This is a genomic window from Nonomuraea sp. NPDC001831 (assembly GCF_042892035.1).
In the GTDB taxonomy this organism is placed as follows: domain Bacteria; phylum Actinomycetota; class Actinomycetes; order Streptosporangiales; family Streptosporangiaceae; genus Nonomuraea.
The window spans coordinates 253,629-279,823 of sequence record NZ_JBIATU010000007.1; the positions used below are offsets into that span (position 1 = coordinate 253,629).

Annotated in this window: 25 protein-coding genes; 12 read left to right on the top strand and 13 right to left on the bottom strand. The window is 71.2% G+C overall.

Annotated elements, in window-relative coordinates; translation table 11 throughout:
- Positions 1-398: 398 nt before the first annotated feature.
- From ACFYYW_RS24330 to ACFYYW_RS24350, 5 genes are all read left to right on the top strand, one after another.
- On the top strand, positions 399-749 hold the full coding sequence (locus tag ACFYYW_RS24330; RefSeq protein WP_043629845.1) for an STAS domain-containing protein: 351 nt from the start codon (positions 399-401) through the stop codon (positions 747-749).
- A 1-nt stretch (position 750) separates the two neighbouring features.
- Entirely contained in the window at positions 751-1,176 is a 426-nt protein-coding gene (locus tag ACFYYW_RS24335; RefSeq protein WP_352319127.1) for an ATP-binding protein, read from the top strand.
- A 1,698-nt stretch (positions 1,177-2,874) separates the two neighbouring features.
- Positions 2,875-5,187, top strand: coding sequence for a sodium-translocating pyrophosphatase (locus ACFYYW_RS24340; RefSeq protein WP_352319125.1), 2,313 nt, complete (start codon positions 2,875-2,877; stop codon positions 5,185-5,187).
- A gap of 332 nt (positions 5,188-5,519) precedes the next feature.
- Positions 5,520-5,990 carry a SixA phosphatase family protein gene (locus ACFYYW_RS24345; protein WP_387651717.1) on the top strand — a complete coding sequence of 157 codons (471 nt, stop codon included), beginning with the start codon at positions 5,520-5,522 and terminating at the stop codon, positions 5,988-5,990.
- A gap of 15 nt (positions 5,991-6,005) precedes the next feature.
- Complete coding sequence (locus ACFYYW_RS24350; RefSeq protein WP_387651720.1) at positions 6,006-8,159, top strand: FUSC family protein; 2,154 nt, start codon at positions 6,006-6,008, stop codon at positions 8,157-8,159.
- On the opposite strand, the gene serB is transcribed toward ACFYYW_RS24350, so the two are convergent.
- The 4 genes from serB to ACFYYW_RS24370 form a co-directional block, all read right to left on the bottom strand.
- Positions 8,149-9,366 carry a phosphoserine phosphatase SerB gene (serB, locus tag ACFYYW_RS24355; protein ID WP_352319119.1) on the bottom strand — a complete coding sequence of 406 codons (1,218 nt, stop codon included), beginning with the start codon at positions 9,364-9,366 and terminating at the stop codon, positions 8,149-8,151. The two genes, ACFYYW_RS24350 and serB, sit on opposite strands and share 11 nt — an antisense overlap.
- A gap of 73 nt (positions 9,367-9,439) precedes the next feature.
- On the bottom strand, positions 9,440-10,015 hold the full coding sequence (locus tag ACFYYW_RS24360; RefSeq protein ID WP_387651722.1) for a hypothetical protein: 576 nt from the start codon (positions 10,013-10,015) through the stop codon (positions 9,440-9,442).
- 96 nt (positions 10,016-10,111) lie between these two features.
- Positions 10,112-11,122: an S-adenosylmethionine:tRNA ribosyltransferase-isomerase gene (locus ACFYYW_RS24365; protein ID WP_364327444.1), complete on the bottom strand. Its 1,011-nt coding sequence runs from the start codon at positions 11,120-11,122 to the stop codon at positions 10,112-10,114.
- On the bottom strand, positions 11,119-11,775 hold the full coding sequence (locus tag ACFYYW_RS24370) for an SDR family NAD(P)-dependent oxidoreductase (protein WP_387651724.1): 657 nt from the start codon (positions 11,773-11,775) through the stop codon (positions 11,119-11,121). The genes ACFYYW_RS24365 and ACFYYW_RS24370 overlap by 4 nt, the downstream gene beginning before the upstream one ends.
- Positions 11,776-11,887: 112 nt before the next feature.
- Between ACFYYW_RS24370 and ACFYYW_RS24375 the strand changes: the two genes are divergently transcribed.
- Both ACFYYW_RS24375 and ACFYYW_RS24380 read left to right on the top strand, forming a co-directional pair.
- A complete protein-coding gene (locus ACFYYW_RS24375) occupies positions 11,888-13,006 on the top strand; it encodes a GAF domain-containing sensor histidine kinase (RefSeq protein WP_364415891.1) in 1,119 nt (372 codons plus the stop codon).
- Positions 13,003-13,626, top strand: coding sequence for a response regulator (locus tag ACFYYW_RS24380; protein ID WP_387651728.1), 624 nt, complete (start codon positions 13,003-13,005; stop codon positions 13,624-13,626). The genes ACFYYW_RS24375 and ACFYYW_RS24380 overlap by 4 nt, the downstream gene beginning before the upstream one ends.
- Before the next feature lie 36 nt (positions 13,627-13,662).
- Here ACFYYW_RS24380 and ACFYYW_RS24385 read toward each other — a convergent pair whose 3' ends face one another.
- Positions 13,663-14,379: a hypothetical protein gene (locus ACFYYW_RS24385; RefSeq protein ID WP_352319108.1), complete on the bottom strand. Its 717-nt coding sequence runs from the start codon at positions 14,377-14,379 to the stop codon at positions 13,663-13,665.
- Between the two features lie 89 nt (positions 14,380-14,468).
- Here ACFYYW_RS24385 and ACFYYW_RS24390 point away from each other — a divergent pair, with 89 nt between their 5' ends.
- From ACFYYW_RS24390 to ACFYYW_RS24400, 3 genes are all read left to right on the top strand, one after another.
- On the top strand, positions 14,469-15,257 hold the full coding sequence (locus ACFYYW_RS24390) for an ABC transporter ATP-binding protein (protein ID WP_352319106.1): 789 nt from the start codon (positions 14,469-14,471) through the stop codon (positions 15,255-15,257).
- A gap of 95 nt (positions 15,258-15,352) precedes the next feature.
- Positions 15,353-16,279 carry an SPFH domain-containing protein gene (locus ACFYYW_RS24395; RefSeq protein WP_352319105.1) on the top strand — a complete coding sequence of 309 codons (927 nt, stop codon included), beginning with the start codon at positions 15,353-15,355 and terminating at the stop codon, positions 16,277-16,279.
- A 51-nt stretch (positions 16,280-16,330) separates the two neighbouring features.
- Positions 16,331-16,561 (top strand): hypothetical protein, encoded by a 231-nt coding sequence (locus ACFYYW_RS24400; protein ID WP_352319104.1) that lies wholly within the window; start codon positions 16,331-16,333, stop codon positions 16,559-16,561.
- On the opposite strand, the gene ACFYYW_RS24405 is transcribed toward ACFYYW_RS24400, so the two are convergent.
- The 6 genes from ACFYYW_RS24405 to ACFYYW_RS24430 all read right to left on the bottom strand — a co-directional run bounded on the left by ACFYYW_RS24405 (position 16,558) and on the right by ACFYYW_RS24430 (position 22,203).
- A complete protein-coding gene (locus tag ACFYYW_RS24405) occupies positions 16,558-17,397 on the bottom strand; it encodes an NmrA family NAD(P)-binding protein (RefSeq protein ID WP_387651733.1) in 840 nt (279 codons plus the stop codon). The genes ACFYYW_RS24400 and ACFYYW_RS24405 overlap by 4 nt on opposite strands.
- 29 nt (positions 17,398-17,426) lie before the next feature.
- The gene (locus ACFYYW_RS24410) at positions 17,427-18,248 is read right to left on the bottom strand and encodes a Rieske 2Fe-2S domain-containing protein (RefSeq protein ID WP_352357371.1); all 822 of its coding nucleotides are present in this window, start codon (positions 18,246-18,248) and stop codon (positions 17,427-17,429) included.
- Between the two features lie 120 nt (positions 18,249-18,368).
- Positions 18,369-18,980, bottom strand: coding sequence for an HD domain-containing protein (locus ACFYYW_RS24415; RefSeq protein ID WP_352319099.1), 612 nt, complete (start codon positions 18,978-18,980; stop codon positions 18,369-18,371).
- 1 nt (position 18,981) lies between these two features.
- A complete protein-coding gene (locus ACFYYW_RS24420; protein ID WP_387651737.1) occupies positions 18,982-21,216 on the bottom strand; it encodes a molybdopterin-dependent oxidoreductase in 2,235 nt (744 codons plus the stop codon).
- A gap of 119 nt (positions 21,217-21,335) precedes the next feature.
- Positions 21,336-21,986, bottom strand: a complete 651-nt coding sequence (locus ACFYYW_RS24425) for a hypothetical protein (protein ID WP_387651740.1) — start codon at positions 21,984-21,986, stop codon at positions 21,336-21,338.
- A gap of 1 nt (position 21,987) precedes the next feature.
- Positions 21,988-22,203: a hypothetical protein gene (locus tag ACFYYW_RS24430; protein WP_364415899.1), complete on the bottom strand. Its 216-nt coding sequence runs from the start codon at positions 22,201-22,203 to the stop codon at positions 21,988-21,990.
- Between the two features lie 669 nt (positions 22,204-22,872).
- On the opposite strand from ACFYYW_RS24430, the gene ACFYYW_RS24435 reads away from it, so the two are divergent.
- Both ACFYYW_RS24435 and ACFYYW_RS24440 read left to right on the top strand, forming a co-directional pair.
- Complete coding sequence (locus ACFYYW_RS24435; RefSeq protein ID WP_352319091.1) at positions 22,873-23,736, top strand: helix-turn-helix transcriptional regulator; 864 nt, start codon at positions 22,873-22,875, stop codon at positions 23,734-23,736.
- A 56-nt stretch (positions 23,737-23,792) separates the two neighbouring features.
- Positions 23,793-24,017 carry a DUF397 domain-containing protein gene (locus ACFYYW_RS24440; RefSeq protein WP_387651743.1) on the top strand — a complete coding sequence of 75 codons (225 nt, stop codon included), beginning with the start codon at positions 23,793-23,795 and terminating at the stop codon, positions 24,015-24,017.
- A 259-nt stretch (positions 24,018-24,276) separates the two neighbouring features.
- Here ACFYYW_RS24440 and ACFYYW_RS24445 read toward each other — a convergent pair whose 3' ends face one another.
- Both ACFYYW_RS24445 and ACFYYW_RS24450 read right to left on the bottom strand, forming a co-directional pair.
- Positions 24,277-24,654: a DUF6082 family protein gene (locus ACFYYW_RS24445; protein ID WP_387651746.1), complete on the bottom strand. Its 378-nt coding sequence runs from the start codon at positions 24,652-24,654 to the stop codon at positions 24,277-24,279.
- A gap of 91 nt (positions 24,655-24,745) precedes the next feature.
- The gene (locus ACFYYW_RS24450; RefSeq protein WP_387651749.1) at positions 24,746-26,146 is read right to left on the bottom strand and encodes an MFS transporter; all 1,401 of its coding nucleotides are present in this window, start codon (positions 26,144-26,146) and stop codon (positions 24,746-24,748) included.
- Positions 26,147-26,195: the final 49 nt, after the last annotated feature.

The following is a 26,195-nucleotide window of genomic DNA, read 5'->3' on the forward strand; positions in this document are numbered from 1 at the left end:
GGAAAGCCAGGTCGGCGGCTTCGTGCTGGTGAGGCCAGAGTCCTGTAACTCCACGGTTCGCCAAGCGCGTAACCAGGACTTCCGGCGCCCAGTCCGGCCAACGCGCTTGACCCGCCTGACGTGCAGGAACATGCTCCACATGGGTGACACGCTCATGACGTGCGGGAACTCCGAGCAGGTGGGCGAGGAGTGGACCTGCCTGTTGTGGGGAGGATGCCGAGGAAGTCACTGTTTCCAGTCTTGCATCGATGGGCAAAGTCGCCGGGAATCGTGATTTCGTATAGACACAAGCCAGACGCGTGGTTGAATGCCGCGCGTCAGGGTCGGACAGTCTGGGGCCACGCTCCAGATTGCCAGGCCCGCAAGAGTACTTTCGCAGGCGAGGCGCTGGAGGATCTGTGGATCTGAAGTTGGATCACCGCACCGAAGACCGACTCACCATCGTGGAGGTCGAGGGTGAGATCGATGTCTACACGGCGCCGAGATTGCGTGAGCTCCTCATCGACCTGGTGAACAAGGGCAACTTCCACCTTCTGGTGAACATGGAGAAGGTCGACTTCCTCGACTCCACGGGGTTGGGAGTGCTCGTCGGAGGGCTCAAGAGGGTCCGGGCGCACGACGGCTCGCTCGAGCTGGTGTGCACCCAGGAGCGCATCCTCAAGATCTTCCGCATCACCGGTCTGACCAAGGTCTTCGGGATTTACGCTTCCGTCGACGAGGCCAAGGAAGCTCACGGCAAAGACAAGTAGCATGGCTACCGTCGAGCTGACGTTCAGCGCTCTCCCCGCGCATGTGCGGACCGCCCGGCTGGTGGCCACGGCGATCGCCCGTCGTACCGGCGTGGAGGAATCGCTGCTGGACGAAGTCAGGCTCGCCGTGGGTGAGGCATGCTCCCGGGCGGTCGAGGCGCATCGACTTCACTGCCCGGGCGAGCCCATCCGCATCGAGCTACGTGACGACTCCGGGCGTTTCGAGGTCACGGTCAGCGATCTGGCCCCCAGTGACGAGATCAAGCAGGAGCAGCCGCTCGATCTGGGCATGCTCTCTGACTCGTTCATGTCAGGCTTCGGCATCGCCGTCATCACGGGTCTGGCCGATGACGTCGAGGTCTTCCCCAGCCCCAAGGGGACGAACATCCGGATGAGCTGGCCCGCCTCCAACGGGGCGGGTTCCTGACCTGACATCGCTTGGATCGGTCCCTTGTCTCCCAAGGGACGTGTTCGAGCTGGTCGGGTGTGGTTTCAGGGGCGATAGACGGGGATGAGGGGGTGTCCGGTCGTGGCATGCCTTCCTCCCTGTCGAGTCGCACCACGTTTCCGCATGTCCTGACGAGGGTGCCGGCTGCCTCGTCCTGTCGGCATGTCCGGACGGCCCGCACCGATCCGAGAGAAGCGGCAGCGTGTGCGCGGTCGTCGGCGGACCAGCCCCAGGGTCTTGGCCAGGCCTGGTGCAGGGGTCAGCGAAGTTGGGTGCAGGGGTCCTGCGGGAGCGGTTCAGCGAGGTCCCGATGCGGGGGTTCAGCGCCGCAGGGGCACGGCGTGGACCGGCGAAGAGCTCAGGGCGATCCGGCGCGGGGCCCGGCACGGCATCGAAGCAGTGCGAGGGCCGCACGTCTCCAGGTCGCACGTCTCCAGGTCGCACGTCTCCAGGTCGCACGTCTCCAGGTCGCACGTCTCCAGGTCGCACGTCTCCAGGTCGCACGTCTCTACATCGCACGCCTCTACGTCGCATGCTGCCTGGGCTTCGGCCTCAAAGCAGGCCAAAGCCCGCTTCGCGCGTTCAACCGCTGTGTTGTACGGCGAGACGTCCAGGTTTCGATCGGGCGGTTGCTCGGGGGCGCGGACTGCGGGCCGGCTGTGCAGGCGGTTCTGCAGGGAGCGGGTAGCGGCTGGGATCGAAGGGCGAAGATCTACGGCGGCGCAGCCGGAGGCTGGAGTCCGAAGGCCAGTGCGGCAAGGGTCTGGGCTGGGGGCTGAGGGCTCGGTACGTTGCGACGCCTTCGCCGGCGAGGGGCGCGCCTGAGGGCCGGGAGGCCAGGATGGCGAGGCTCGGCCTGCGCTGCCTGACGTGCCCTGGTAGAGCAATACGACTGCCCATGGATCTTGCCGCCGCAGTGGTGTCTGTGGACAGGGATAGGAGTTGTCCACAGGCTGTGGATGAGTGGGGGATAGTCGGCCGGGTTGTTGGAAGGGCTTGCGCTGGGCGCCGTGTGTCGCGGGGCGTGTGGCGGCGGGCCGTGTGGGCCTGGCTGTGTCCCTGCGAGGCCGTGGCGTTGTGCCGCGTCGGTCAGGCCGCGGCCGGCGGCCCCGTGTCACGTGGGCGCGTCCACCGGTCGTGGCGCCCCGCCGCATCTCGCGGCGGTGGCGCCGGAAGGTGGCGCCGGAAGGTGGTCCCGGATGGTGGTCCCGGATGGTGGTGCTGGAAGGGGGGCCGGTGGGTGGGGCCGGGAGGTGACGGTCCGGCGGGGGTGTCTGGAGGTGCCGCCAGGTGGTGGGGGCGGGGCGCGGTTGGCAGAGGGCGGTTGTGGGTGGGGGTGGGCGTGGAGGGGGATCGGCGTGTCGTGGGGATTAAATCTGGGTTTCGGGCGGTCCGATTTGTGGGGTTGTCATGCCCGTAAACCTGAGGAAATTTCGCCTGTCAGATCTCAAACCGGCCCGCTGTCAGGGGATTACTGAACGCCCGCGCAAATACCCGCCCCGAGAGCCTTCATATCCGTTCAGTGCCTGCGTAGACTCCCGGCACCGGCCAAGGTGATCCGGCGGAACCGCGGATTCAACCGGAAGCGGCACCCACAACCCGGATGGTGCCGCACCCGCCCGCCGAGAGACCCGCAGCACCGTTCGGGCGAGACGACCGGTCTTGCCGAGGAGAACGATGAGCAGGCACATGCTGGCATTGGCGCCAGCGCCCAATCTGTCCCTGAGCGGTAACAATCTCACCATAGTGATCGTGGTAGCCGCGGTCGCGCTGATCGCGCTAGCCGTCGCCGGCGGCCTCGTACGCGAGGTGCTGTCCGCCGGCCAGGGCACCGAACGCATGCAGAACATCGCGCGAGCCGTGCAGGAAGGCGCGGCTGCCTATCTCGCGCGCCAATTCCGCACACTGGCGATCTTCGTGATCGTCATTCCCTTCCTGTTGCTCTTGCTACCGGGCGAAATGGACGTACGCGTCGGTCGCTCGATCTTCTTCGTGGTCGGTGCGGTGTTCTCCGCATTGACCGGATTCATGGGCATGTGGTTGGCGGTGCGCGGAAACGTGCGCGTCGCCGCCGCGGCCAACGAGTCGGGCGAGAAGCGCGCCATGCGCGTCGCCTTCCGCACCGGCGGCGTCGCCGGCATGTTCACCGTCGGCCTCGGGCTGCTCGGTGCGGCCGTGGTCGTCTTCATCTACCAGGGCGAGGCGCCCCACGTTCTCGAAGGCTTCGGGTTCGGGGCGGCGCTGCTGGCGATGTTCATGCGAGTCGGCGGCGGCATCTTCACCAAGGCCGCCGACGTCGGCGCCGACCTGGTGGGCAAGGTCGAGCAGGGCATCCCCGAGGACGACCCGCGCAACGCCGCGACGATCGCCGACAACGTCGGTGACAACGTCGGCGACTGCGCGGGCATGGCGGCCGACCTGTTCGAGTCGTACGCGGTCATGCTGGTCGCCAGCCTCATCCTGGGCAAGGTGGCCTTCGGCGAGCAGGGCCTGATCTTCCCGCTGATCGTGCCCATGATCGGCGTGCTGACGGCGATCATCGGCATCTTCGTCACCGGGCTGCGCGACCGAGACCGCAGCGGCATGGCGGCGATCAACCGCAGCTTCTTCATCTCGGCCGGGATCTCGGCGGTGCTGGTCGCCGCGGCGGCCTTCTGGTATCTGCCCAGCAGCTTCGGCGCCCTGTCGGGCTCGACCGTCACCTCCGACGCCGATCCGCGCCTGATCGCGGTGGGCGCGGTGCTGATCGGACTGGTCCTGGCCAGCGCCATCCAGCTGCTGACCGGCTACTTCACCGAGACCAACCGCCGTCCGGTGCGCGAGATCGGCGAGAGCTCGGCCACCGGCCCGGCCACCGTCATCCTCGCCGGCATCAGCGTCGGCCTGGAGTCGGCCGTCTACTCGGCGCTGATCATCGGGGGCGCGGTCTACGGGGCGTTCCTGCTCGGGTTCGGGAACGTCACGATCGCGCTGTTCGCGGTGGCCCTGGCCGGCACCGGCCTGCTGACCACGGTCGGCGTCATCGTCTCCATGGACACCTTCGGCCCGGTCTCCGACAACGCCCAGGGCATCGCCGAGATGTCCGGCGACGTCGAGGGCGAGGGCGCGCGGGTGCTCACCAGCCTCGACGCCGTCGGCAACACCACCAAGGCCATCACCAAGGGCATCGCCATCGCCACGGCCGTGCTGGCGGCGACGGCGCTGTTCGGCGCGTTCCGCACGGCGGTGGAGGACCAGCTCTCCAAGGCCGGCCAGGACATCAAGGCGGCGCTCGGCGCCTTCTCCACCTTCAGCCTCAGCATCGACCAGCCCAACGTGCTGGTGGGGCTGATCGTCGGCGCCGCGGTGGTGTTCCTGTTCTCCGGCTTGGCGATCTCGGCGGTCGGCCGCGCGGCCATGCGGGTGGTCTTCGAGGTACGCGACCAGTTCCGCAACAAGCCGGGCATCATGGACGGCACCGAGAAGCCCGAGTACGGCCGCGTCGTGGACATCTGCACCCGCGACTCGCTCCGCGAGCTGGCCACGCCCGGCCTGCTGGCGGTGATGACCCCGATCGCGGTCGGGTTCGCGCTCGGCTACGCGCCGCTCGGCGCGTTCCTGGCCGGCGCGATCGCCTGCGGCACCCTGATGGCCGTCTTCCTGGCCAACTCCGGTGGCGCCTGGGACAACGCCAAGAAGCTGGTCGAGGACGGGCACCACGGCGGCAAGGGCTCCGAGGCCCACGCCGCCACGGTCATCGGCGACACGGTCGGCGACCCGTTCAAGGACACCGCGGGCCCGGCCATCAACCCGCTGATCAAGGTGATGAACCTGGTGGCGCTGCTGGTCGCGCCGGCCGTCGTCCTGTACGCGGGCAACGCCGCGCTGCGGGTCGGCATCACGGTGGTGGCGGTGGCGGTGGTCGTGGCGGCCATCGTCGTCTCCAAGCGCAGGTCGGTGACGAGCGAGCCGGCCAACAACGACCGCGAGCACGAGCCCGTGGCCTCGTAACGACCAATCGGCGAGACGCCCGTCCCGGCCAGGGGCGGGCGTCTTCGCATGTGGGTGGGTGGCGCGGGGACGGCGGGGGCGCGGTGGGAAACTGGGCGGGTGGAAGAGGACAACCGGCCCTCGGGCGGGAAGACGCTGGGCCTGATCCTGCTGGCGATGCTGGTCATCCTGGGCGTGATCATCGGGCTCGGGATCTGGGCGTCGAGGGGATGACGGGTCGACGCATGGACGGGTCAACGCATGGACGGGTCGACGACAAGTCGAGGAAATGACGGGTCGACGCATGGACGGGTCGACGACAAGTCGAGCGAATGACAGGTCGAGGTGACGACGTGACGCGGACCCTGATACTGCTCCGCCATGCCAAGGCCGCACAGGTGCCCGGCCTGGCCGATCGCGAACGTCCGCTGACCGAGCGCGGCGAGCGCGACGCCGGCCGGGCCGGCGACGAGATCAGGGCGGCCGGGCTGAGCCCCGACGCGGTGCTCTGCTCACCGGCGCTGCGGACCAGGCGCACCGCCGAGCTGGCCTTCCCGGGCATGGAGATCAGCTACGAACGCGACATCTACCAGGCATATCCGGAAGAGCTGCTGGAACTGCTCCGCAGGACCGACCCGGAGCTGGGCACGGTCGTGTTGTGCGGGCACAATCCCGCGGTGCACGAGCTGGCCCTGCAACTGGGCGGCGGCGACTACGGCTTCCGGCCCGGGGCGTTCGCGGTGATCCAGGTGGAGGCGGCGTGGGTAGACCTGTGGCCGGGGGAGGGACGCCTGGTCACGCACTGGGCTCCCAAGGAGCACTGACCAGGGACGACGCCTATGCGGGGGGCCGCCAGAGCGCTGCGTGACGGCTTCTCGCTGCCCGCGCGTCCGCCCTGGGGGTACGGGCTGCTGTGCGGGCTCGCGGTGGCCGGGCCGCTGCTGGCCGGGGTGCTGGCGGGCCGGCCGCAGTCGGGGGCGTTCCTGGCCCTCGGGGCCTACCTGACGGCGTTCGGGGACACGTACGGGCAACCGTACGCGGCGCGGGCGCGGTCCATGGCCATCAAGATCGTGCTGATCGCCGGCGGGTGCTGGCTGGGCCTGTATCTGGCGGACCGGCCCTGGTGGGCGGTGCTGGCGCTCGGAGCGGTCGCCGCGGCGGGCGGCCGGTGGCGTACGGTCGGTACGCCGCCCGCGTTCGCCCTGGTCACCGGGTTCTATCTGGCGGTGCCCGCGGGTTTCGGGCCGCCCGAGCTGATGGTGTTCGGCGGCCTCCTGTACGCCGTGCTCGCCCTGGCCCTGTGGCCGTTGCGCCGGTTCGACCCGCTGGCGACGGCGCTGGGCGAGGCCGTCCGCGCCGTGGCCGGGCTGCTCGACGGGCTCGCCGGCGACGACTGGGACGAGCGCAGGGAACGCGCGTCCAAGGCCCTGGAGACGGCGGCCACGGCGTCGGCGTCGTTCGAGAGCATGGACGCGGCCGGCCGGTCCGCCGGTGCGTACGTCGAGGCGCTGGTCCGGATCTTCCACGAGACGGTGGCGCTGCGCGCCCTGCGCGCGGCGGCCCCGGACGAGCAGGACGGGATCGACGACGTGGCCACGACGCTGGCCGCGGACCTGCGGGAGGCCGCGGACGGGCGGCGGGCCGGGGTGGTGGAGGCACTGGCCGTCACCGCCGACTACGCCGAGCGCCTGGGCGCACGCGAGCCGGGCGCCGACCCGGCGGCGCTGCGCAGCGGCGCGGTGCTCGGGCAGGCCCGGCGCTGCCTGGACCGGATCGCGGTGGGGGTGCGCACGGTCGGCCTCCTGGCCGCCCGGCACGTGCCACCGGCGGGCCGCGGGTTGCTGCCGGGGTTGCCAGGAAGGCCGCCGACGGGCGGCGGGCTGCTGGCGGGGTTGCCGGAAAAGCCGCCGGAGGGCCGCGGGCTGCTGCCCGGGAAGCCTGCGGCGGGCCGCCGGCTGTTCCCGCGGCTGCCGTGGAAGCCGCCGCCGGGCGGTTCGGGGCCGGAGCACGCCGGGCGGCTGGGGCTCACCGCCGCCGTGGCGATGGCGCTGATGCTGGGGGTGCACGAGCAGTACGGCAAATGGTTCGTGTTCACCGTGCTGCTGGCGGTGCGGCCCACCTACGGGGACACCGTCGAGCGGGTGGTGCTGCGGGTGGCCGGCACCGTGGCGGGGGCCGCGGGGGCGGCGCTGATCCTGGCGGCGGTGCCGGGGCCCTACACGATCGTGGGGACGGTGCTCGTGTTCGGCACGCTCGGGTTCGCCCTGCGCGAGGTGAGCTACGGCTACTGGTCGATCTTCGCGACGCCGCTGGCCATGATGCTCACCGACTTCTCGACCCGGCTCGACTGGGAGGCGGCGGGGATCAGGCTGGCGCTCACCGCGGCCGGCGGCGTGCTGGCGCTGGCGGCGGCCCGGCTGCTGTGGCCGCGCGGCCAGGCCGGACGGCTGCGCGGCCTGGCCGCCGAGCTGCTGCGCGAGCACGCCTGCCTGGTCCGCGCGCTGGCCGAAGGCGACCTGGACCGGCTGCCCGACCGTACGGAGTCCGCCGGGACGGCGGCCGACCGGCTGCGCGAGTCGCTGGACAAGCTGGACAAGGAGCCGGGCGGCAGGGCCCCGGCCGAGCTGCGCGCCGCGCTGACGCTGGCCAGGAAGGTCAGGGACGACGCGATCCTGCTCGGCGCCGTGCTGCGCGGGGCCGCACCCGGCTCGGACGCCACCGCCGGCGTGCTGGACGCGGTGGCCGACCGGCTGGACGCCGTGGGGCAGGCCGTACGGGAGCGCGAGCCGCCGCCCGCCGCCGACGCGTTCGAGTCGCAGCTGGACGAGGTGGCGCGCGAGGTCAGCTCGCTGATGGAGGAGGCGGCGGCGGGGGAGGGCACGGCCGTGCGCAGGCGGCTGCGGCACGCGGTGACCGCCCACCCGGCGCTCAGGTCGCTCTGCAAGGACGCGCTCGACCTGGCCGCCGAGGTCACCGCCCGGTTCAGGACGTGAGCACGCCGTCCTCGGCGTCGGCGGCCTCGACCTCGTCCCTGGAGATGCCCAGGAGGTAGAGGATCGAGTCGAGGTAGGGCGTGTTGACCGCGGTGTCGGCCGCCTGCCGGACGACGGGCTTGGCGTTGAAGGCGATGCCCAGCCCGGCCGCGGCGATCATGTCGAGGTCGTTGGCGCCGTCGCCGATGGCCACCGTCTGGGAGATGGGCAGCCTGGCCTCCCTGGCGAACCGCTCCAGTGCGCGGGCCTTGCCCGGCCGGTCGACGATCTCGCCGACGACCCGTCCGGTGAGCTTGCCGTCGATGACCTCCAGGACGTTCGCCGCCGAGTAGTCGATGCCCAGCTCCTCGACCAGGGCGTCGGTGATCTGGGTGAAGCCGCCGCTGACGATGGCGAAGCGGTAGTCGAGGCGCTTGAGCGTACGGACGAGGGTGCGGGCGCCCGGGGTGAGCACGACCTCCTGGCGCACCTGCTCGAACACCTCGGCCGGCAGCCCCTCCAGCAGCGCGACCCGGCGGCGCAGCGACTCGGCGAAGTCGAGCTCGCCGCGCATGGCCTGCTCGGTGACCCGGGCGACCTCGTCGAGGCAGCCGGCGTGCGCGGCCAGCAGCTCGATGACCTCGCCCTGGATGAGGGTGGAGTCGACGTCCATGACGATGAGCCGCTTGGCCCGGCGGGACAGGCCGGTGCGCTGGACGGCGACGTCGACCTCCTGGGCGGCGGCCTCGGCGGCCAGCTCGACGCGCAGGGCGGCCGGGTTGGCGCCGGAGACCGACAGCTCGATGCAGGTGACGGGCCACTGGGCGAGGCGTTCGATGCGGTCGATGTTCGCGCCGGCGGCGGCGATGCGGCCGGCGATGCCCGCGATGGCGGCGGGCTGGAGGGTGGCGCCCAGCACGCTGACCGACAGGCGGCCGCGGCGGCGCTGTTCCTTGGCCTGGGAGCCGGTGGAGAGCTCGACCTCCATCCCGAGGTCTTCGGCCACCCGTTCGACGGCGGTCCACATCGCGCCGAGGGTGGTGCCCGTGCCGGTGGACGGGCCGCCGGCGTACGCGACGAGCACGCCGAGCGTGAGCCTGCCGCGGATGACGACCTGTTCGATGTCCGCGACCGTCACCGGGAACCCGGACAGCACGGAGAAGAGCCTGGAGGTGACACCGGGCCGGTCGGGGCCGGTCAGGGTGATCAGGAGGGTGCGCTGGTCCACATCCAGCCACGGTACTGCGCCCGGTCCGGTGCCCGCGCAGCAGGCTCGCCATTCGGACACGGGCGCAGCGTGACTAGCGGACGATCCTGGTCCTGACGGTCTTGGCGTAGCCGTGCACGGGGACGCCGACGCGCTCCAGCTCCTCCTCGGCCAGCGCCCACGTGCCCTTCTCCTGGTCCCACATGCCCTGCTGGACGTCGTAGGAGACCACGCCGAGGGTCGCCTTCTGCGTGCCCGTGGCGTTCTTCTTCAGCTTCGCGTAGAAGTCGAGGCGCACCCAGTCCTTCTTCTCCAGGACGTAGGGGACGCTGCAGTACAGGGCGCGGCCGTCGAGGGTGCAGACGGTGCCCTTCGGAGCGTCGTAGCGGACCCTGCGCAGGTCCACGCCCTTCGGGAACTGGCCGCCCACGAACCAGGCGTCGGCCGAGAACGGGCCGGTGTTGGTGGCCTTGAGGCTGTACCTGATCTGGCCGCCCGCCTTGGCGGTCTTCGACGCCTGCAGCTTGATGTCGAAGACCGCGAACGGGGCGTCGGCCGCCTTGACGGCGTGGGCGGCGGTGGTCGTCGTGGCGGACGCGGGCACCGCCGGGACAATCAGCGCACCGGCCAGCAAAGCCAGCGAGGCGACCTTAGTGAGGGAGTTGCGCATCAACGTCTCCGGAGAGGAAGTGGCACGGGGACGCGCACGAACAAGCCCCCGTAAATGTCCGCTGTTCCTATCACGAGGGCAAAATCCATGTAAAGCTTATTTATCCAGAATCAAGTGCGTGTCGCCGAACTCGTGCCACAGATATCCCTTCCGCAGCGCTTCTTCGTACGCGCGTGCCAGCGCTTTCTCGCCGGCGATCGCCGTCAGCATGAGCAGATGGCTGGAGCGCGGTTCGTGCAGACCGGTGATGAGCCCGGTGACCGCCCGTACGCCGGCGGCCGGGGTGACGACGTGGCCGGTCCAGCCGGAGGCGGCGCCGACCTGGCCGTCCGGGCCCACGGCGGTCTCCAGGGCGCGCACGACGGTCGTCCCCGCGGCGATCACCCGGCCGCCGTTCCGCCGGGTCAGGTTGACCAGCCGGGCGGTGGCGGCGGGCACCTCGTACCGCTCGGCGTAGGGCCGCTCGTCCTTCTCGGGCGAGGCCACGCCGGTGTGCAGCGTGACGGGCGCGATCGTCACGCCCCGCGAGACCAGCGCGGTGACCAGCTCGGAGGTGAACGGCCGGGCCGCGCTCGGCATCTCCGCGCTGCCCGGCACGGTGGCGAACACCGTCTGGTAGGCGTCGATGGGCCAGTCGGCCGGCACGTACGAGTAGCGGATCGGACGGCCGTGCTCGCGCAGGTACGGCAGCACGTCCCGGTCCAGCCGCGCCCGCCACAGCCGCGGCGTCTCCCGTTCGATCAGCCGCAGCGTGGCCCGGCCGGGCAGCGGCAGCCACTCGCCCGGCTCCCCGCCGCCGTACGGCTCGGACGCCTTGGCGGTCCTGCGGCGCAGCTCGACCAGCCAGGTGCCGTCCTCGCGGGCGGTCGAGAAGTGCACGGCGAGCCGGTCGAGGCGGACCGCCGCGGGCAGCGTCGCCGAGTTGTTGACCACGATGAGGTCGCCGGGGTCGAGCAGTCCGGGCAGGTCGCCGAACCGGTGGTGGGCGGGCTCGGCCTCGCCGCGCGAGACCATCAGGCGCACCGCGTCCCTGGTCAGCCCGCGCGCCTCGGGCGGCTCGTGGGCCGACAGGTCGTCGGGCAGCGCGAAGTCCAGCAGCGCCGTCATTGCAGGCTCACCTTCCCGCCCGCCGGCCGGGACGTGACCAGGTCGCGCAGCGCCGCGGCCACTTTGGCGGGGTCGGTCGCCGCCGACGCCTCCTCGGCCCCGACGGCGTCGGCGAGCATGCGGGTGTTCATCTCGCCCGGATCGGCCCACCAGACCCGCAGGCCGGGCTCCTCGGCGGCCAGCACGTTCGACAGCTGCTCCAGGGCGGCCTTGGTCGCGCCGTAGCCGCCCCAGCCCGGGTAGGCGCCGGTGGCGGCGTCGGAGGTGATGTTGACCACGGCCCCGCCGGCCGCGCGCAGGGCCGGCAGCGTGGCCTGGATGAGCGCGAGCGGCGCGGTCACGTTCGTCTCCAGCAGGACCCGGAACGCCTCCAGCGGGTAGCCCGCCAGCGGCGGCAGCGGGGTCACCCCGAGGTCACTGGCGTTGTTGACCAGGAGGTCCAGCTCGGGCACGGCCCGTCCCAGCCGCGCGACGTGCTCCGGGTCGGTCACGTCGCCGGGGATCGCGGTGGCGCCCAGCTCGTCGGCGACCCGGCGCAGCTCGTCGGCGCCGCGGGCGGTGAGCGCGAGGGACCAGCCCGCCTCCGCCAGGGACCTCGCCAGGGCGAGGCCGAGGCCGCGGGAGGCGCCGGTGATGAGAGCGGTGTTCGTCATGACCTCGACGCTAGGATCGGCGCGCCGCGCCGGCATCGGGCGCAGGGCCCGCCCCGGCCTGGGCACATCGTCCTAGGACTCCGCCCCTGGAGCGGGACCCTAGAGTGGGTCCGTGAGCTCATCGGACCGGGACGAGATCCTGCAGGCGGTGAGTTCCGCCGTGCTCGCGGTCACCCGGCATCTGTCGGTCCGCGAGGTGCTCCAGGTCATCGTACGGTCGGCGCAGCGCCTCCTCGACGCCCGCTACGCCGCGCTCGGCGTGCCCGACGACGACGGCTCGTTCGCCGAGTTCGTCGCCGAGGGCATCACCGACAAGCAGTGGGAGGCCATCGGCCCGCTGCCCAGGCAGCACGGCATGCTCGGCGCGATGCTCCGCGAAGGCACCCCGGCCCGGCTGCCCGACCTGCGGGAGGACCCGCGGTTCGAGTGGTGGCCGAAGGCGCACCCGGTGATGAAGGACTTCCTCGGCGTCCCGATCCGCGATGCCGACCAGGTGATCGGCATCATCTTCCTGGCCAACAAGCGCACCCCCGGCGGGTTCACGCAGGAGGACCAGGAGCTGCTGACGCTGTTCGCCGCGCACGCCGCCATCGCGCTCACCAACGCCAGGCTCTACGAGCGCGGGCGCGAGCTGGCCATGCTGGAGGAGCGCAACCGGGTGGCCCGCGAGCTGCACGACGCGGTCACCCAGAAGTTGTTCTCGCTCCGGCTGACCGCCCAGGCCGCCGCCACCATGCTGGACAAGGCCCCCGAGAAGGCGCACGCCGAGCTCGAACGCGTCCAGCGCCTGGCCGGGGAGGCGCTGTCGGAGCTGCGCGCGGTGATCGTCGAGCTGCGTCCGGCCGAGCTCGACCGCCACGGGCTCGCCGAGACGTTGCGCAAGCACGTGCGCATGCTCGACCGGCTCCACCCCTCGCTGGTCACGTTCGAGTGCGACGAGCTGCCGCCGCTCGACTCGGCGGTGGAGGTGGCTGTGCTGCGGGTGGCCCAGGAGGCGCTGCACAACGCGCTCAGGCACTCCGGGGCCTCGCGGGTGTCCGTACGCCTGGCCCTCGGCGACGGGGCGCTGGCGCTGACCGTCCACGACGACGGCGACGGCTTCGAGCAGGGGGAGTCGCGTGGCCTGGGCCTGGTGTCGATGCGCGACCGGGCGGAGTCGGTCGGCGGGGCGATGACGGTCTCCTCGGCCCCCGGCCAGGGGACCACCGTACGCGTGGAGGTGGGCGTGTGATCCGGGTGCTGATCGCCGACGATCATCCGGTGGTCCGGCAGGGGCTGCGGACGTTCCTCGATCTCCAGGACGACGTCACCGTCGTCGGCGAGGCGGCCGACGGCGCGCAGGCCGTCGAGCTGGTCGTCGAGCTGAGGCCCGACGTGCTGCTGCTCGACCTGAAGATGCCGGTGCTCGACGGGCTCGGCGCGCTGGAGCGGCTGGCCGGCTCGGCCACGCGGGTGGTGGTGCTGACGTCCGTGAGCGACCGGTCCGACGTCGGCCCGGCGATGCGGGCGGGGGCCGCGGGCTTCCTCTACAAGGACGTCGATCCGTCCGCGCTGGTCCAGGCCGTGCGCGCGGTGCACAACGGTCAGGTGCTGCTCGCGCCGGAGGCGGCCGAGGCGATGCTGGCCGCCCCGGCGCCCGCGGCCGCCGTGCCGGGGCCGGCGCCGCTGACCGAGCGGGAGCGCGAGGTGCTCGCCCTGATCGCGGCCGGGCGGTCCAACAGGGAGATCGCGCGCAGCCTCGCCGTCGCCGAGAAGACCGTCAAGACCCATGTGTCGAACGTGCTGATGAAGCTGGGCGTCCAGGACCGGACGCAGGCCGCGCTGTACGCCGTGCGGCACGGCCTGGCCTGACCTCGGCGGCCTTCGCCGGTCGGGCCCCCGAGCCGCCTACGAGTGGCGTGCCGGCTCGAAGATGGCGTGATGGGCGGCCACCAGGGCGCGGCGCACCGCCCGGTCGAGCTCCCGCAGGGCCGTGGCCCTGGCCGCCACCTGGGTCGAGGTGAGCCCGCGATCGTCGGCCAGGACGAGGACGGCGGCCAGCCGGGTGGCCAGCGTGGAGACGCGGTGGGCGCGGGCCGGGTAGCCGGGGGCCAGTTCGCCGCCGCGCTGCGGCCTGTCGGGCCGGGCCTGGGCCGGGCCGTCGACGCCGGTCAGCGCCTCGGTGGCGGCGCGCATGGCCGACGACAGCTCGTGCTCGGCCTCGGCCAGCGAGGGCAGGTCCTGGCGTACCGGCCCGGCGTCGTGCACCTCCAGGCGGGTCCCCACGTAGGAGGAGCCGCGCCGGTCGGGCACGGGCACCAGGCCGAGCCGCCGGTCGCGCAGCACGGCGACGGCGGCCTGCCCGGCCTCCACGGCGGAGGAGTTGAACGGCGCCGGCCCGGACAGCCCCAGCGGGTCGCCGGGCGCGGGAAGGGCGAGCCGGAACTCGTGCAGACCGTCGGACCGCAGGTTTGCGAGGTATTTACGCAGCGGCACGTCACCGGCGACGACGGGCCCCGCGACGGCTTCCACGTGGTCAGCCGCCTCGTCGAGGCCGACGTGACCGGAGAGCCACGCGTTGCCCCAGGCGACCAGCGAGGGACAGACAGGTGATTCAGGGTGCACCGATCCACGATAAGCGCTCGCCCTGCAATAGGTTTGTCCCCAGGGTGACTCCAGAGGTCCCCAGGGTGACTCCAAGGGAGGGAACGGGGATGGGTGGTCAGGTGCTGCGGCTCCAGGACGTCGCCGTCAGGCGCGACGGAGCGGCCCTGCTGCGCGGCATCGACTGGACGGTCAACGAGGACGAGCGCTGGGTCGTCATCGGTCCCAACGGCGCGGGCAAGACCACGTTGTTGCAGGTCGCCGCGACGTTGCTCTATCCGACCGAGGGCGTGGTCGAGGTGCTGGGGGAGCGGCTGGGGCAGACCGACGTGTTCGACCTGCGGCCGCGCATCGGGCTGGCGAGCGCCGCGCTGGCCGAGCGCATCCCGCCGGAGGAGAAGGTCATCGACCTCGTCCTGACCGCCTCGTACGCCATCATGGGCCGCTGGACGGAGGAGTACGACTCCAACGACGTCACCAGGGCCGTCGAGCTGATCGACATGATGGGCGCGGCCCACCTGATCAGGCGGCGGTTCGGCACCCTGTCGGAGGGCGAGCGCAAGCGGGTGCAGATCGCCCGCGCGCTCATGCCCGACCCCGAGATGCTCCTGCTCGACGAGCCGGCCGCCGGCCTCGACCTGGGCGGCAGGGAAGACCTGGTGCGCCGGTTGTCGGCGCTGGCCGGCGACTACCGCTCGCCGACGCTGGTGCTGGTGACGCACCACGTCGAGGAGGTGCCGAGCGGGTTCACGCACGGCCTGCTGCTGCGGCACGGGTCCGTGGTGGCGCAGGGGCCGCTCGACCACGTGATGACGGCCGACAACCTCTCCCGTACGTTCGGGGTGCCGCTGACGCTCGACCGGAGTGCCGAGGGCCGCTGGTACGCCAGGGCACACTGACCTCACTGGATCACCATTTATGCGGATATCGGTCGCCTAAAGGTGAAACGAAATATCATGCACCGAGTCGGTCCCCTCGACTCCGGAGCTTCGCCATGTCGACCGAGCAGCTCGTCGTCGCCCTCGTCGTGGTCGCGGCGATGGGTTTCGTGGTGGTCCGCAGCATCCGCATCGTCCCGCAGGCCACGGCGGCCATCATCGAACGGCTGGGCCGCTACCACCGCACGCTGACGCCCGGGCTCAACATGGTGGTCCCGTTCGTCGATCGCATCAAAGACCTGATCGACCTGCGGGAACAGGTGGTCTCGTTCCCGCCGCAGCCGGTGATCACGTCCGACAACCTGGTGGTGTCGATCGACACGGTGATCTACTTCCAGGTCACCAACCCCAAGGCGGCCACGTACGAGATCGCGAACTTCCTGATCGGCGTGGAGCAGCTCACCGTCACCACGCTGCGCAACGTGGTCGGCGGCATGGACCTGGAACGCACGCTGACCTCGCGCGAGGAGATCAACACCGAGCTGCGCGGCAGCCTCGACGAGGCCACCGGCAAGTGGGGCATCCGGGTCAACCGGGTCGAGCTGAAGGCCATCGACCCGCCCGTGTCCATCCAGGACTCGATGGAGAAGCAGATGCGCGCCGACCGGGACAAGCGCGCCGCCGTGCTGGCCGCCGAGGGGCAGCGTCAGGCGGCGATCCTGGCCGCCGAGGGCGACAAGCAGGCGGCCGTGCTGCGCGCCAGGGGCGAGGCGGAGGCCGCCGTGCTGCGCGCGCAGGCGGACGCCGAGGCCCAGGCCATGCGCGCCAAGGGCCAGGCCGACGCGATCGGCATGGTCTTCAAGGCCATCCACGACGGCAAGCCCGACCAGCGGTTGCTGGCCTACCAGTACCTCCAGACGCTGCCCGAGATCGCCAAGGGCGACGCCAACAAGGTGTGGATCGTGCCCTCGGAGATGGGCAAGGTGCTGGAAGGGCTGGGCGGGCTGTTCGCCCCGCCCGCGCCCAAGAACCCCGAAGAATAACTCAAACACATGTACGGATAAATACCGGCCTAAGTGGGTATAAATCAGTACATGAAGGGTGATCGGGTGGAGATCGTCATCGACGCGGGCGGCTCCCCGCGAACCTACGAGGTCACGGCCACCCGCGCGGGCCGGCGCGTCGAGGTGGCCAACCGGCGCGGGCTGGTGGAGGTGAGCGAGGTCACCCGGAGCGGCACGCCGGTACGCACGGCCCGATTCATGTCCAGCCGGATCCTCGCCCTCGTGGAGCATCCGGCCGACGAGGCCGCCGGGGACGACTAGCGGAAGTCCGCCACATGGTCCTCGGCCCACTGGCGGAAGGTCAGCGCGGGCCGGCCGAGCAGTCGCTCCACCGTGTCGGTCACCCGCTCCGGGTTGTCCACCGCCGCCCCCCAGCCCTTCAGCGCGGCCTCCACGAACCCGGGATCGCCCCAGGCGGCCGTCAGTTGCGCGCGGGCCTCGTCCAGCGGCTGCTCCTCCCAGCGCACCTCGTGCCCGGCCACCTCGCCGATGATCCGCACCTGCTCGGCCTGGGTGAGCTGCTCGGGGCCGGAGAGCACGTACCTGCCGCCCGTGTGGCCGGCCGAGGTGAGCACGTGCGTGGCCACCGCGGCGATGTCCTTCTCGTGGATCAGCGCCCTGACCGCCTGCCCGAACGGCCAGCGCACGACTCCCTGCCGGATCTGGGCGGCCCAGCCCAGCGTGTTGGCGGCGAAGCCGCCGGGCCGCAGGAACGTCCAGGCCAGGCCGGAATGCCGGATCAGCCGTTCGACGCTCTGGTGGAACAGCGTCGGCTCCTCGCCGTCGGCCAGGTCCTCGACGTCGGCGGACAGGTAGACCACGCGGCGGGCGTGCCGGGCGAGGGCGGTCACCGCGCCCGCGGTCGCCGCCTCGGAGTAGCCGGGCCACAGCAGGAAGACGCTCTCGACGTCCCGCAGCGCCGGTTCAAGGGTCTCGGGCACGGTCAGGTCGCCGCGCACGGCCTCCACGCCCTCGCGGAGCCGGGCCTTGTCGGGGTTCCTGACCAGCGCCCGCACGTCGAGGCCCGCCTCCGCGAGCTGGGAGACCACATGTTTGCCCACATTGCCGGTCGCGCCGGTCACCAGGATCTTGCTCATGGCCCCGACGGTAGGACCTCAAGTTAAGTTCAGGTCAACCCCGGCCGTACCTGGATCGTGCCGTCGCGGCGGACGCGGGTCTCGAACATGGGCGCGGGCGCGGTCGCGGGACCGTGCTTCACCGAGCCGTCGGCCAGCCGGAACGTGCTGCTGTGCCAGGGGCAGACCACGCACGCCTCGCCGTCCTCCATGACCAGCCGGCCCTGGTGCAGGGGGCCCGCCAGGTGCGGGCAGCGGTCGGCCAGCACGGTCACCCCGTCGCCCTGGCGCAGCACGAAGAGCTGGATGTAGCCGAGCCGGCGGGCGACCGGCCTGCCGTCGGGCAGGTCCTTGAGCGGGCACAGGTCGTGCCAGCCCAGCGGCACGAGATGGGCGACCTGCGGCGCGTGGTTGGCCCCCGCGGCCTGGCGGTAGGCCATGTGGCCGCCGAGGTAGCCGCCCAGCCCGCCCAGCCCGAGCCCGACGTACGACAACACGCGCCCGGCCCGCTCGGCGCCGCGCAGCCGGGCCACCAGCGAGGCCGACATCAGGCCCAGGGCGGTCATGTTGGCCGCCATGTGCACGAAGCCCACGCGCTGCTGCTCGCGGTGGAGCGAGGACCAGTCGGTCAGCCCGGCCGCCGCCGTGGGCAGTGCGTTGGCGATGCCCGTGGCCAGGAGCAGCCTGCTCGCCCTGGGGTCGGCGTGGGCCAGGTCGAGCACGGCGGCCGACAACCAGCAGCCGAGGGTGACCGTGGCCAGCGGCGGGTGCAGCGGTTTCCCCGTGGGCACGCCGTGCAGCAGGTCGCGCAGGGTGCCCTGACGCAGGCGCTCGCGTACGACCTTGGCCAGCCCCCGGATCGGTTTGTCCATCGCCTTCGACTTCTCGAGTCGATCGGCGAGGTCAACCGGACCGACGAAACCCCGCAATTGCCGACGTCTCGCTCGCACTGTCTCTTTCACGACAAGTCCCCTACCCCGGCCTAGACGGGATCACTCGGAGAGGTGTCCCCTGGCCACGGAGAGTTCTACCAGCTCCAGCGCGTACGCGCCGAGGGAGGCCGACCCCTCCTGGATGATCCGCACCTTCTCCCTGACCTCGCCGGCCGTCACCTTGAACAGCGGCCAGGTGCCGCCCTCGGTGTGGTGGTTGGCCAGGATCGGCGCGAACCGGTCGAGCGCCTTGGCGAACCGGGCCTCCGGCGTCTGCCTGGCCTCGAACTCGTCCCAGAGCTCGCGCAGCCGGGCGCCCTGCTCCGCGGGGAGCAGGCCGAAGATGCGGTCGGCCGCGGCGGTCTCGGCGGCGGCCTGGGCGGCGACCGCCACGTGGTCGTAGACGAAGGTGTCGCCGGCGTCGATCTCGACCAGGTCGTGCACGAGTAACATCGCCACCACCCGCTGCAGGTCCGTTCCGGGCGGCGCGTGCTCGCCGAGGACCATCGCCAGCGTGCCCACGTACCAGGAGTGCTCGGCGGAGTTCTCCCGCCGCGACCCGTCGATCAGATGGTTGCGGCGGATGATCCGCTTCAACTTGTCGATCTCGACGGCGAACGCGATCTGGGCGTACAGGCGGTCCTCTTCTGGCGCGATAGTCACGCGCGACACCCTAATGTGCGGTGATCACCCCGGTTGGTGAAATCGTGACCGGAACTCCGTTGAACACTGCGTTACCACTTGGGATATCCAGGGCGGATTCGTCCGTCAGCACGTTCGTGTTGACACCGGCGTGTTGGGCCGCCACCTGCTGCGTGCTGCCCGCGTGCCCCCAGCCGTGCGGCAGGCTGACCACGCCCGGCATGATCGTGTCGGTGGGCTCCAGCGTCACCGTGAGACTTCCGATGGCCGAGGTGACCACGGCCTGGCCGTCCAGGCCGAGCCTGGCCACGTCGGCGGGGTTGATCTGGAGCGTGCAGGTGTTGGTGCCGCCGACCAGCGGGCCCACGTTGTGCAGCCAGCTGTTGTTGGAGCGCAGGTGGCGCCGCCCGATCAGCACCATGTCCGGCGGCTCCTCCGCCAGCCTGCCGCGCAGGCGCTCGACGTCCTCGACGAGCTGCGGCGGGGCCAGCTCGATCATGCCCGAGGCGGTCTTCAGCACCTCGGGCAGCCGGGGCTCCAGCGCGCCGAGGTCCAGGCCGTGCGGGTGGTCGAGCAGCTTGCGCAGCGACAGGTCGCCCTTGCCGGCCCACTCGCCGTACGGGCCGAGCCGGAGCATGAGGTCCAGCCTGCGCTCGGCGCCCGTCTCGCCCTCCAGCGCGGCCCGCAGCGCGGCCACGTCGTGCCCCTCGACGCCGGAGCCGGGCGTCTGCACGGCCTTGCGCAGCATCTCGCCGATCAGGAACTCGTCCAGGGCCTCCTCCGGCCCGTCCGTCCCTCTCGTCACTCCCGCCCCTCCCGGGCCTTCCATGCCGGACGCGATCACGGCCAGCCTGGCCAGGATCCGGGCCTCGCTGGGCCGTCCGTCCAGCGGCAGCGCGGGGCGCGAGTAACGGGCGTAGTTGCGTACGGCGAACCCGAGCAGCGCGAAGTCGTAATGGCCCGACTGCAGCACGCGCGGCGGCGGCAGGATCACGTGCGCGTGCCGGGTGGTCTCGTTCAGGTACGGATCGACGCTCACCATGAAGTCGAGCCCGGCGAAGGCCGCCGCCAGCCGGTCGCCGTGCGGCGCGGACAACACCGGGTTGCCCGCGATCGTGACCAGCATCCTGACCTGGCCCTCGCCCGGCGTCTCGATCTCGTCGGCCAGCGTGGCCACGGGCAGCTCGCCGTTGGCCTCGGGCAGCCCCCGCACCCGGCTGCGCCACCGGCCCGTCGCGTACGGCCGCCGCCGCGCCCCGAACTCGGTCGCCGGCTTGGGGAACATGGCGCCGCCGGGCCGGTCGAGGTTGCCGGTGAGCACGTTGAGCACGTCCACGAGCCACTGGGCCAGCGTGCCGAACTCGGCCGTGCAGGTGCCCATCCGGGCGTACACGGCGGCCGTCCGCGCGCCGGCCAGCTCCCTGGCCAGCCGGACGATCGTCGCGGCCGGCACGCCGGTACGCCGGGAGACCGCCTCCGGCGGGAAGTGCTTGGCCGCCTCGCGCACCTCGGCCAGCCCGTTGACCTCGTGCCACGGCCTGGCCAGGTCCTCGGCGAACAGCGTGTGCACGATCCCGAACAGCAGGTACGCGTCCGAGCCCGGCCGGACGAAGACGTGCTCGTCGGCCAGCGCCGCCGTCCTGGTGCGGCGCGGGTCCACCACGACGAGCCTGCCGCCGCGGCGGCGCAGGGCCTTGAGCCGGCCGGGGAAGTCGGGGGCGGTGCACAGCGAGCCGTTCGACTCCAGCGGGTTGGCGCCCAGCATCAGCAGGAAGTCGGTCCGGTCCAGGTCGGGGACCGGGACGGCCAGCGGGTGGCCGAACATCAGGCCGCTGGCGACGTGCTTGGGCATCTGGTCGGCGGTGGCGGCGGTGAAGACGTTCCGGGTGCCGAGCGCCTTGATCAGCGGCCCGGCGTAGAGGCCGCCGGCCATCGTGTGGGCGTTGGGGTTGCCCAGGTAGACCGCCACCGACCGGCGTCCGTACCGCTCGGTGACCCGGGCCAGGCCCTGCCCGACGGCCTCGAACGCCTCCTCCCAGCTCGCCTCGCGCCACTGGTCGCCCTCGCGGATCAGCGGCTTGCTCAGGCGGTCGGGGTCCTCGTCGAGGCGGCCCAGGCTCGCGCCCTTGGGGCAGATGAACCCCTTGCTGAAGGGGTCGTCCCGGTCGCCGCGGACGCCGATGACGTGCCCGCCGTCGTCGAGGGTGAGCGTCAGGCCGCAGACGGCCTCGCAGAGGGGACAGGTGCGGTGGACGGTCGAGGTCATCGCGACTCCTGAGTTCGCCAGGTGAACTCATCTTGGCCCGTCCCGTCCGCATGGGGAAGCCCCGGGAGCCCCCGCGGTCCCCGGGGCCGTTCCTAGGGAGATGTCCCGCTTTCCCTAGGTCATCGGACGACCTGCGGCAACGCCAGCGGCGTGCGCAGATCGTGCGGCTCCTCCAGGTCGGACCGCAGCGGCGTCCAGGAATGGCGGCCGTACAGGCGTTCCAGGCCGGGAGCGGTCACGCCGGGCAGCTCGTCCCGCCGGACGATCTCCACCAGCAGCAGGTGGGCCCGGTCGCGGTGCCGGTGGACGGTGGCGCTCCTGGCCCAGCAGGCCGCCGCGATCTCCGCGGCGTAGGCGTCGAACTCCTCGGCCGAGATGCCCGCCCGCGTCATGACCAGCGCCTTCTCGCCCCTGGCCGAGGGGGTGATCCAGAGCACCAGCGGGATCCGTCCCGACCGGGTGTGCATGGTCGTCTCCAGGCAGACCCGCTGCAGGCGGTGGCGGGAGACCACGCACCAGAAGTGGGCCAGGGCCCAGTTGCGGCCGGTCCTGGTGACGGCGGGCACCGAGACGGCGCTGCTCAGCAGGACGAACGGCACCCAGCGGCCGTCCCGCGCGGCGCCCAGCAGGGCCAGGACCAGCAGTCCCAGCGCCCCGAGCACCATGAGCTCGCTGCGGACGCGCCAGATCCGCGTCAGCGGGCCCCCGCCGCCCGCGCCCGGCAGGTCCTCGACGGCCGGGTAGATCTGGTTGCGCGGGTTCCTCGGCACGTCAGGACACCTCCTCGGGCACCCGTGACGCCACCGTGAGCTGGTCGAAGCGCGGGTCGCGGTAGGCGCGGGCGCCGAAGCCCGTCCTGGTGACCGTCCAGCCCCGGTAGATGGCGAACTCGTCCGGCTCCATGCAGATCTCGCGGTCCGTCCATGCGATCAGATCCCGGATCCGGGTCTTGATTCGGCCGAGCCCCTTGGTACCTTGTGAGTACATAGAAGACCCCTTTCGCGGCATTTCCAGAGGTGGCTTCTTCGCCGGGTCGCAGATCGGGTCTCCGTCCCGCCGCAGGGTGGCAGCCCATATGCGGCGAACGCGGATCCGGTCTCGGCCCGGCAATTTCTTTCGTGCTCCGATGAGCGACACGCTTTTCAGGTGATGGGACGGTCCTTCCGGCAAGCGGCCTCCCTTGGGCGGACATTCGTATCCGGGACGGCTCCGTTGCCGGTGAGGCGGCCCTGTCGCGGGCGCCCGATCGTGAGCGGAGAGCCCGACGCGCGGGGCCGTTTCGTCATCCCGGCCTCCCCTCGTCGGTCGAGAACCCTCCTGGCTCGATCGTCCTCCGCGTACGGAGATGCTGCAATACATCGAGCAAGGGAAGAATTAACTTTCTTCGCAGGTTGCCGTTCCAGTTGCCGTGCAACTTGCATGCGTTCTGTCAGGTGTATATGAGACGTCCGAGGTGGCCGTAAATCCTCCCCCCGACCTCTATACCTACGTGAAGCCTTGTCTTGCTCCCACGCTCTCTCCGTGAAAGCCTTCGGGCAACCCCATGCGGCAGAGTTCGTGCAAGTTGCAGTGTAAGATTGAGTGAACGGCCCACAAACCGGGTTGCCAAACGATCCGTTCCCGCCACACCTTCATTCCCGACAAGGAGAGTGGACGGTGCCATCGCAGCAGGGCAGTCCGACAGTGCGCAGGCTCCGCCTAGGCCAGGAGTTGCGCCTCCTTCGCGAACGACGGAAGTTCACCGGGGCCCGGGCGGCGCGCGAGCTCGGCTGGTCGGCCAGCAAGGTCAGCCGCATCGAAGCCGCGAAGACCATGCCGAGCGCCGCCGACATCAAGGCGTTGGGCGAGCTCTACAGTCTCGACGGCGACAGACTTGACGAACTCTTCGGCCTCCTGCGAGATGCGGAGCAGCGCGGGTGGTGGGAAGATTATGAAGACTCCCTTCCCGAGGAGTACATCAGGCTTCTCGGGCTGGAGGCGGAGGCGACGGTTCAGCGCAACTGGGAACCCCAGTTGGTGTCCGGTCTCCTCCAGACCGAGGACTACGCGCGAGAGGTCATCCTCTCCGCGCGCGGAATCGTCCGGATCACGCACAGCGGCGTGCGCAGTCGCGTCGAGGCCCGCCTCGACCGTCAGCAACGGGTTCTGCACCGGCCCGATCCCTGCCGCCTCAACGTGGTGCTCGACGAAGCGGTGCTGATGCGGCGCTTCGGGGAGCCCTCGGTCATGCGGGAGCAGATGGAACACCTCATCGAGGTCTCCCTGTTGCCGCACGTCAACGTCCGGGTGTTGCCGCTGGACTCGCTCCATCCGGTCAATACCGGGGCGTTCATTCACCTGAAGTTCACCGGTTTCGACGATGTCGTCTATTTGGAGCACTTGTACACTGCTCACTTCGTAGAGGACCTCGAACGAGTCGCCGGCTATGAGAACGCTTTTGACCACATGTGGGCAGAGGCACTCGACGAGGACGAATCCCGCGTACTCATCCAACGCAAAGCCATGTTGTGGCGGCGCTAGAGCACGCGGTCCCAGTAGGCGGGCAATGGGGCCTGCCTATACCTTTTGGGGAGAAAATGCACACCACTACGATCCCGAACTGGCGGAAGAGCACCTTCTGCAATGGAGCGACCGCTTGTGTCGAGGTCGCCCCTCTGGCAGACGGCAACGTCGCCCTGCGGGACAGCAAGGTTGAGGACGGCCCCGTGCTCGTCTTCACGCCGTCCGAATGGGCCGCCTTCACCGCAGGGGTGCGTGACGGCGAGTTCGACCTGCAGACCCTGGCTGCTGCCGCCGGGTGAGCAAGCGGCCCTGACGAGTTGGCGACACAACCTTCAGGGCCGCCCACGACGAGCCCCGGTCCGAGTTCGCCGGCTCGTCCCGCCTCGTAGGGTTTCCCAGATCCGGCCCACAGCCGCCGCCGCAGCGTTCAGCGCGGCAGGACGTGCGCGGCCGACGAGCAAATGATCCGGCGCCGACGTTCTGCTCTGCCGCCAGGCGTCGTCGATCGCATCGACGAATCGCAGGGCGGCTTTGTCATCCGCGGTCGCGCGTCGGTAGTCACGTGTGCTCTCCCAGAAGCGTCCGCCTGCCGAGGCCGTTGTCCGGCAGCCCCAGCCCGCGCCGCAACACCGGATGGGTCATCTGGAGCTGCATCAGCTGGAGGTGGTGGGCGCGGTTGGCGGCCGAGCGTGACAGCCGCATCTCCTTGGCCTGCAGGAAGAGCGAGAAGCCGATGGCGACGAGCGCGAAGGCGGACAGGATCGCCGAAGCGGCTCCATAGGTCTCGCCGACCGCGCTGAGCTGCTGCCACCGCGCATCTTCCGGCACCAGCAGCTTGAGGAGGAGCGGCGAGCCCATCGTCATCGCGATGAGGCAGGCGACCGCTGCCAGGAGGAGCGTCAGCAGGGTCGACCGCCGCGGAGATCGGGATGCCATGCGTACATGGTGACGAAGGGCTCGCGTCCCGTGAAGGCGAACCGGCGATGGTCGGCGACCCGTGGTGGGGCGATCACCGCCGGCCGGCACGTCAGCGGCGGCGGATCAGGAAGAGGCTGCTCAGGCCCGCCAGGACGGCCAGGGCCGCCATCGCGACGGCGGCCATGAGGGAGGCCGAGACGGTGCCGTGGCCCTGGCTCAGCGAGATGAACAGGGTGCCCACGGTCGAGACGCCGATGACCTGGCCGAGTTGCATCACGGTGAGCAGTGCGCCGCTCGCGTCCGCCGCGTACGCGCCGTCGACCTGCTCGGTCGCCATGTTGGTCACCGCCACCTGCACGCCGAGCCCGGCGCCGATGAGGGCGCTCATGACCGCGTACAGGACGCCGCCGTCGGCGGCGAGGCCGAGGCCGAGGTAGGCGGGCGCAGCCACCACGTAGCCGACCGGGACGAGCGGGCGCTGCAGCCCCGCGGGCAGCCGCGGCCACAGCAGGCCGACGAGGCCGAAGGCGAGCGCGCACGGCACCAGCATCATGCCCGAGCCGAGCGGGGAGAGGTGCAGGTCGCCCTGCAGGTGCAGGGCCGAGGTGAACAGGAACGCGCCCCACGTCGCCGGGCCGAACAGCAGGATCGCCAGGCCGGGACGCATGCCCGGCGCGGCCAGCACCTTGGCGTCCACCAGCGGACGCCCGCCCCGCCCTGTCACCCAGCGCTCGACCCGGACGAACGCCACGAACATCACGACGCTGAGCCCCATCGAGACCCAGCCCCAGACGGGCCAGCCCAGGTCACGTCCGAGCACCAGCGGCACCACGAACAGCAGCACGGCCGCCGACAGGGTCACCAGGCCCCACGGGTCGAGCCCGGTCCTGCCGCCGCCCTCGTCGGCGGGCAGGGCGCGGAACCCGATGCCGAGCAGCACCGCCCCGACCGGCACGAGCACCAGGAACACCACCCGCCAGCCGGCTCCGAAACCGAGCAGGATGCCGCCGAGCGCCTGGCCCACGACGATGCCGCCGCTGATCACCAGTGACCAGAGCCCGATCGCCCGTCCGCGGGCCGCGCCCTGGTAGTTGCGCTGGATCAGGGTCAGCACCTGCGGCATCATCAGGGCCGCGCCGGCGCCCTGGGCGAGGCGGAAGCCGATCAGCCAGCCCGTCGAGGGCGCGAGGCCGGCGCCGAGCGTGGTGACGGTGAACACGGCCAGTCCGCCGAGGAAGGCGTTGCGGTAGCCGAAGAGGTCGCCGATCCGGGCGCCGGTGATCAGAAGGACGGCATAGACAATGGTGTAACCGGCGACGATCATCTGCAGCCCCGCGCCGGAGGAGTGCAGGTCCGCCTCGATGGTCGGGGTGGCCACGTTGACGATGTTGACGTTGAGGATGGCCAGGAACTGCCCGACGAGGATCACTGCGAGGAGCAGACCGCTGGCCTTGGCCCTGTCCGGTGGGGTGACCTGGACAGGAGTGGTGACAGTGGCGGATTCGGTCATGTGTTTCATTATTTAGCGAACCCGATACCAGTAACGAGAGTCCCTTTAT

Coding starts and splice junctions, on each gene's coding strand:
- ACFYYW_RS24335 (WP_352319127.1), top strand. CDS start 751: ATGGCTACCGTCGAGCTGACGTTCAGCGCTCTCCCCGCGCATGTGCGG.
- ACFYYW_RS24340 (WP_352319125.1), top strand. CDS start 2,875: ATGAGCAGGCACATGCTGGCATTGGCGCCAGCGCCCAATCTGTCCCTG.
- ACFYYW_RS24350 (WP_387651720.1), top strand. CDS start 6,006: ATGCGGGGGGCCGCCAGAGCGCTGCGTGACGGCTTCTCGCTGCCCGCG.
- ACFYYW_RS24360 (WP_387651722.1), bottom strand. CDS start 10,015: ATGCGCAACTCCCTCACTAAGGTCGCCTCGCTGGCTTTGCTGGCCGGT.
- ACFYYW_RS24365 (WP_364327444.1), bottom strand. CDS start 11,122: ATGACGGCGCTGCTGGACTTCGCGCTGCCCGACGACCTGTCGGCCCAC.
- ACFYYW_RS24370 (WP_387651724.1), bottom strand. CDS start 11,775: ATGACGAACACCGCTCTCATCACCGGCGCCTCCCGCGGCCTCGGCCTC.
- ACFYYW_RS24390 (WP_352319106.1), top strand. CDS start 14,469: ATGGGTGGTCAGGTGCTGCGGCTCCAGGACGTCGCCGTCAGGCGCGAC.
- ACFYYW_RS24395 (WP_352319105.1), top strand. CDS start 15,353: ATGTCGACCGAGCAGCTCGTCGTCGCCCTCGTCGTGGTCGCGGCGATG.
- ACFYYW_RS24400 (WP_352319104.1), top strand. CDS start 16,331: ATGAAGGGTGATCGGGTGGAGATCGTCATCGACGCGGGCGGCTCCCCG.
- ACFYYW_RS24405 (WP_387651733.1), bottom strand. CDS start 17,397: ATGAGCAAGATCCTGGTGACCGGCGCGACCGGCAATGTGGGCAAACAT.
- ACFYYW_RS24410 (WP_352357371.1), bottom strand. CDS start 18,248: ATGGACAAACCGATCCGGGGGCTGGCCAAGGTCGTACGCGAGCGCCTG.
- ACFYYW_RS24420 (WP_387651737.1), bottom strand. CDS start 21,216: ATGACCTCGACCGTCCACCGCACCTGTCCCCTCTGCGAGGCCGTCTGC.
- ACFYYW_RS24430 (WP_364415899.1), bottom strand. CDS start 22,203: ATGTACTCACAAGGTACCAAGGGGCTCGGCCGAATCAAGACCCGGATC.
- ACFYYW_RS24440 (WP_387651743.1), top strand. CDS start 23,793: ATGCACACCACTACGATCCCGAACTGGCGGAAGAGCACCTTCTGCAAT.
- ACFYYW_RS24445 (WP_387651746.1), bottom strand. CDS start 24,654: ATGGCATCCCGATCTCCGCGGCGGTCGACCCTGCTGACGCTCCTCCTG.
- ACFYYW_RS24450 (WP_387651749.1), bottom strand. CDS start 26,146: ATGACCGAATCCGCCACTGTCACCACTCCTGTCCAGGTCACCCCACCG.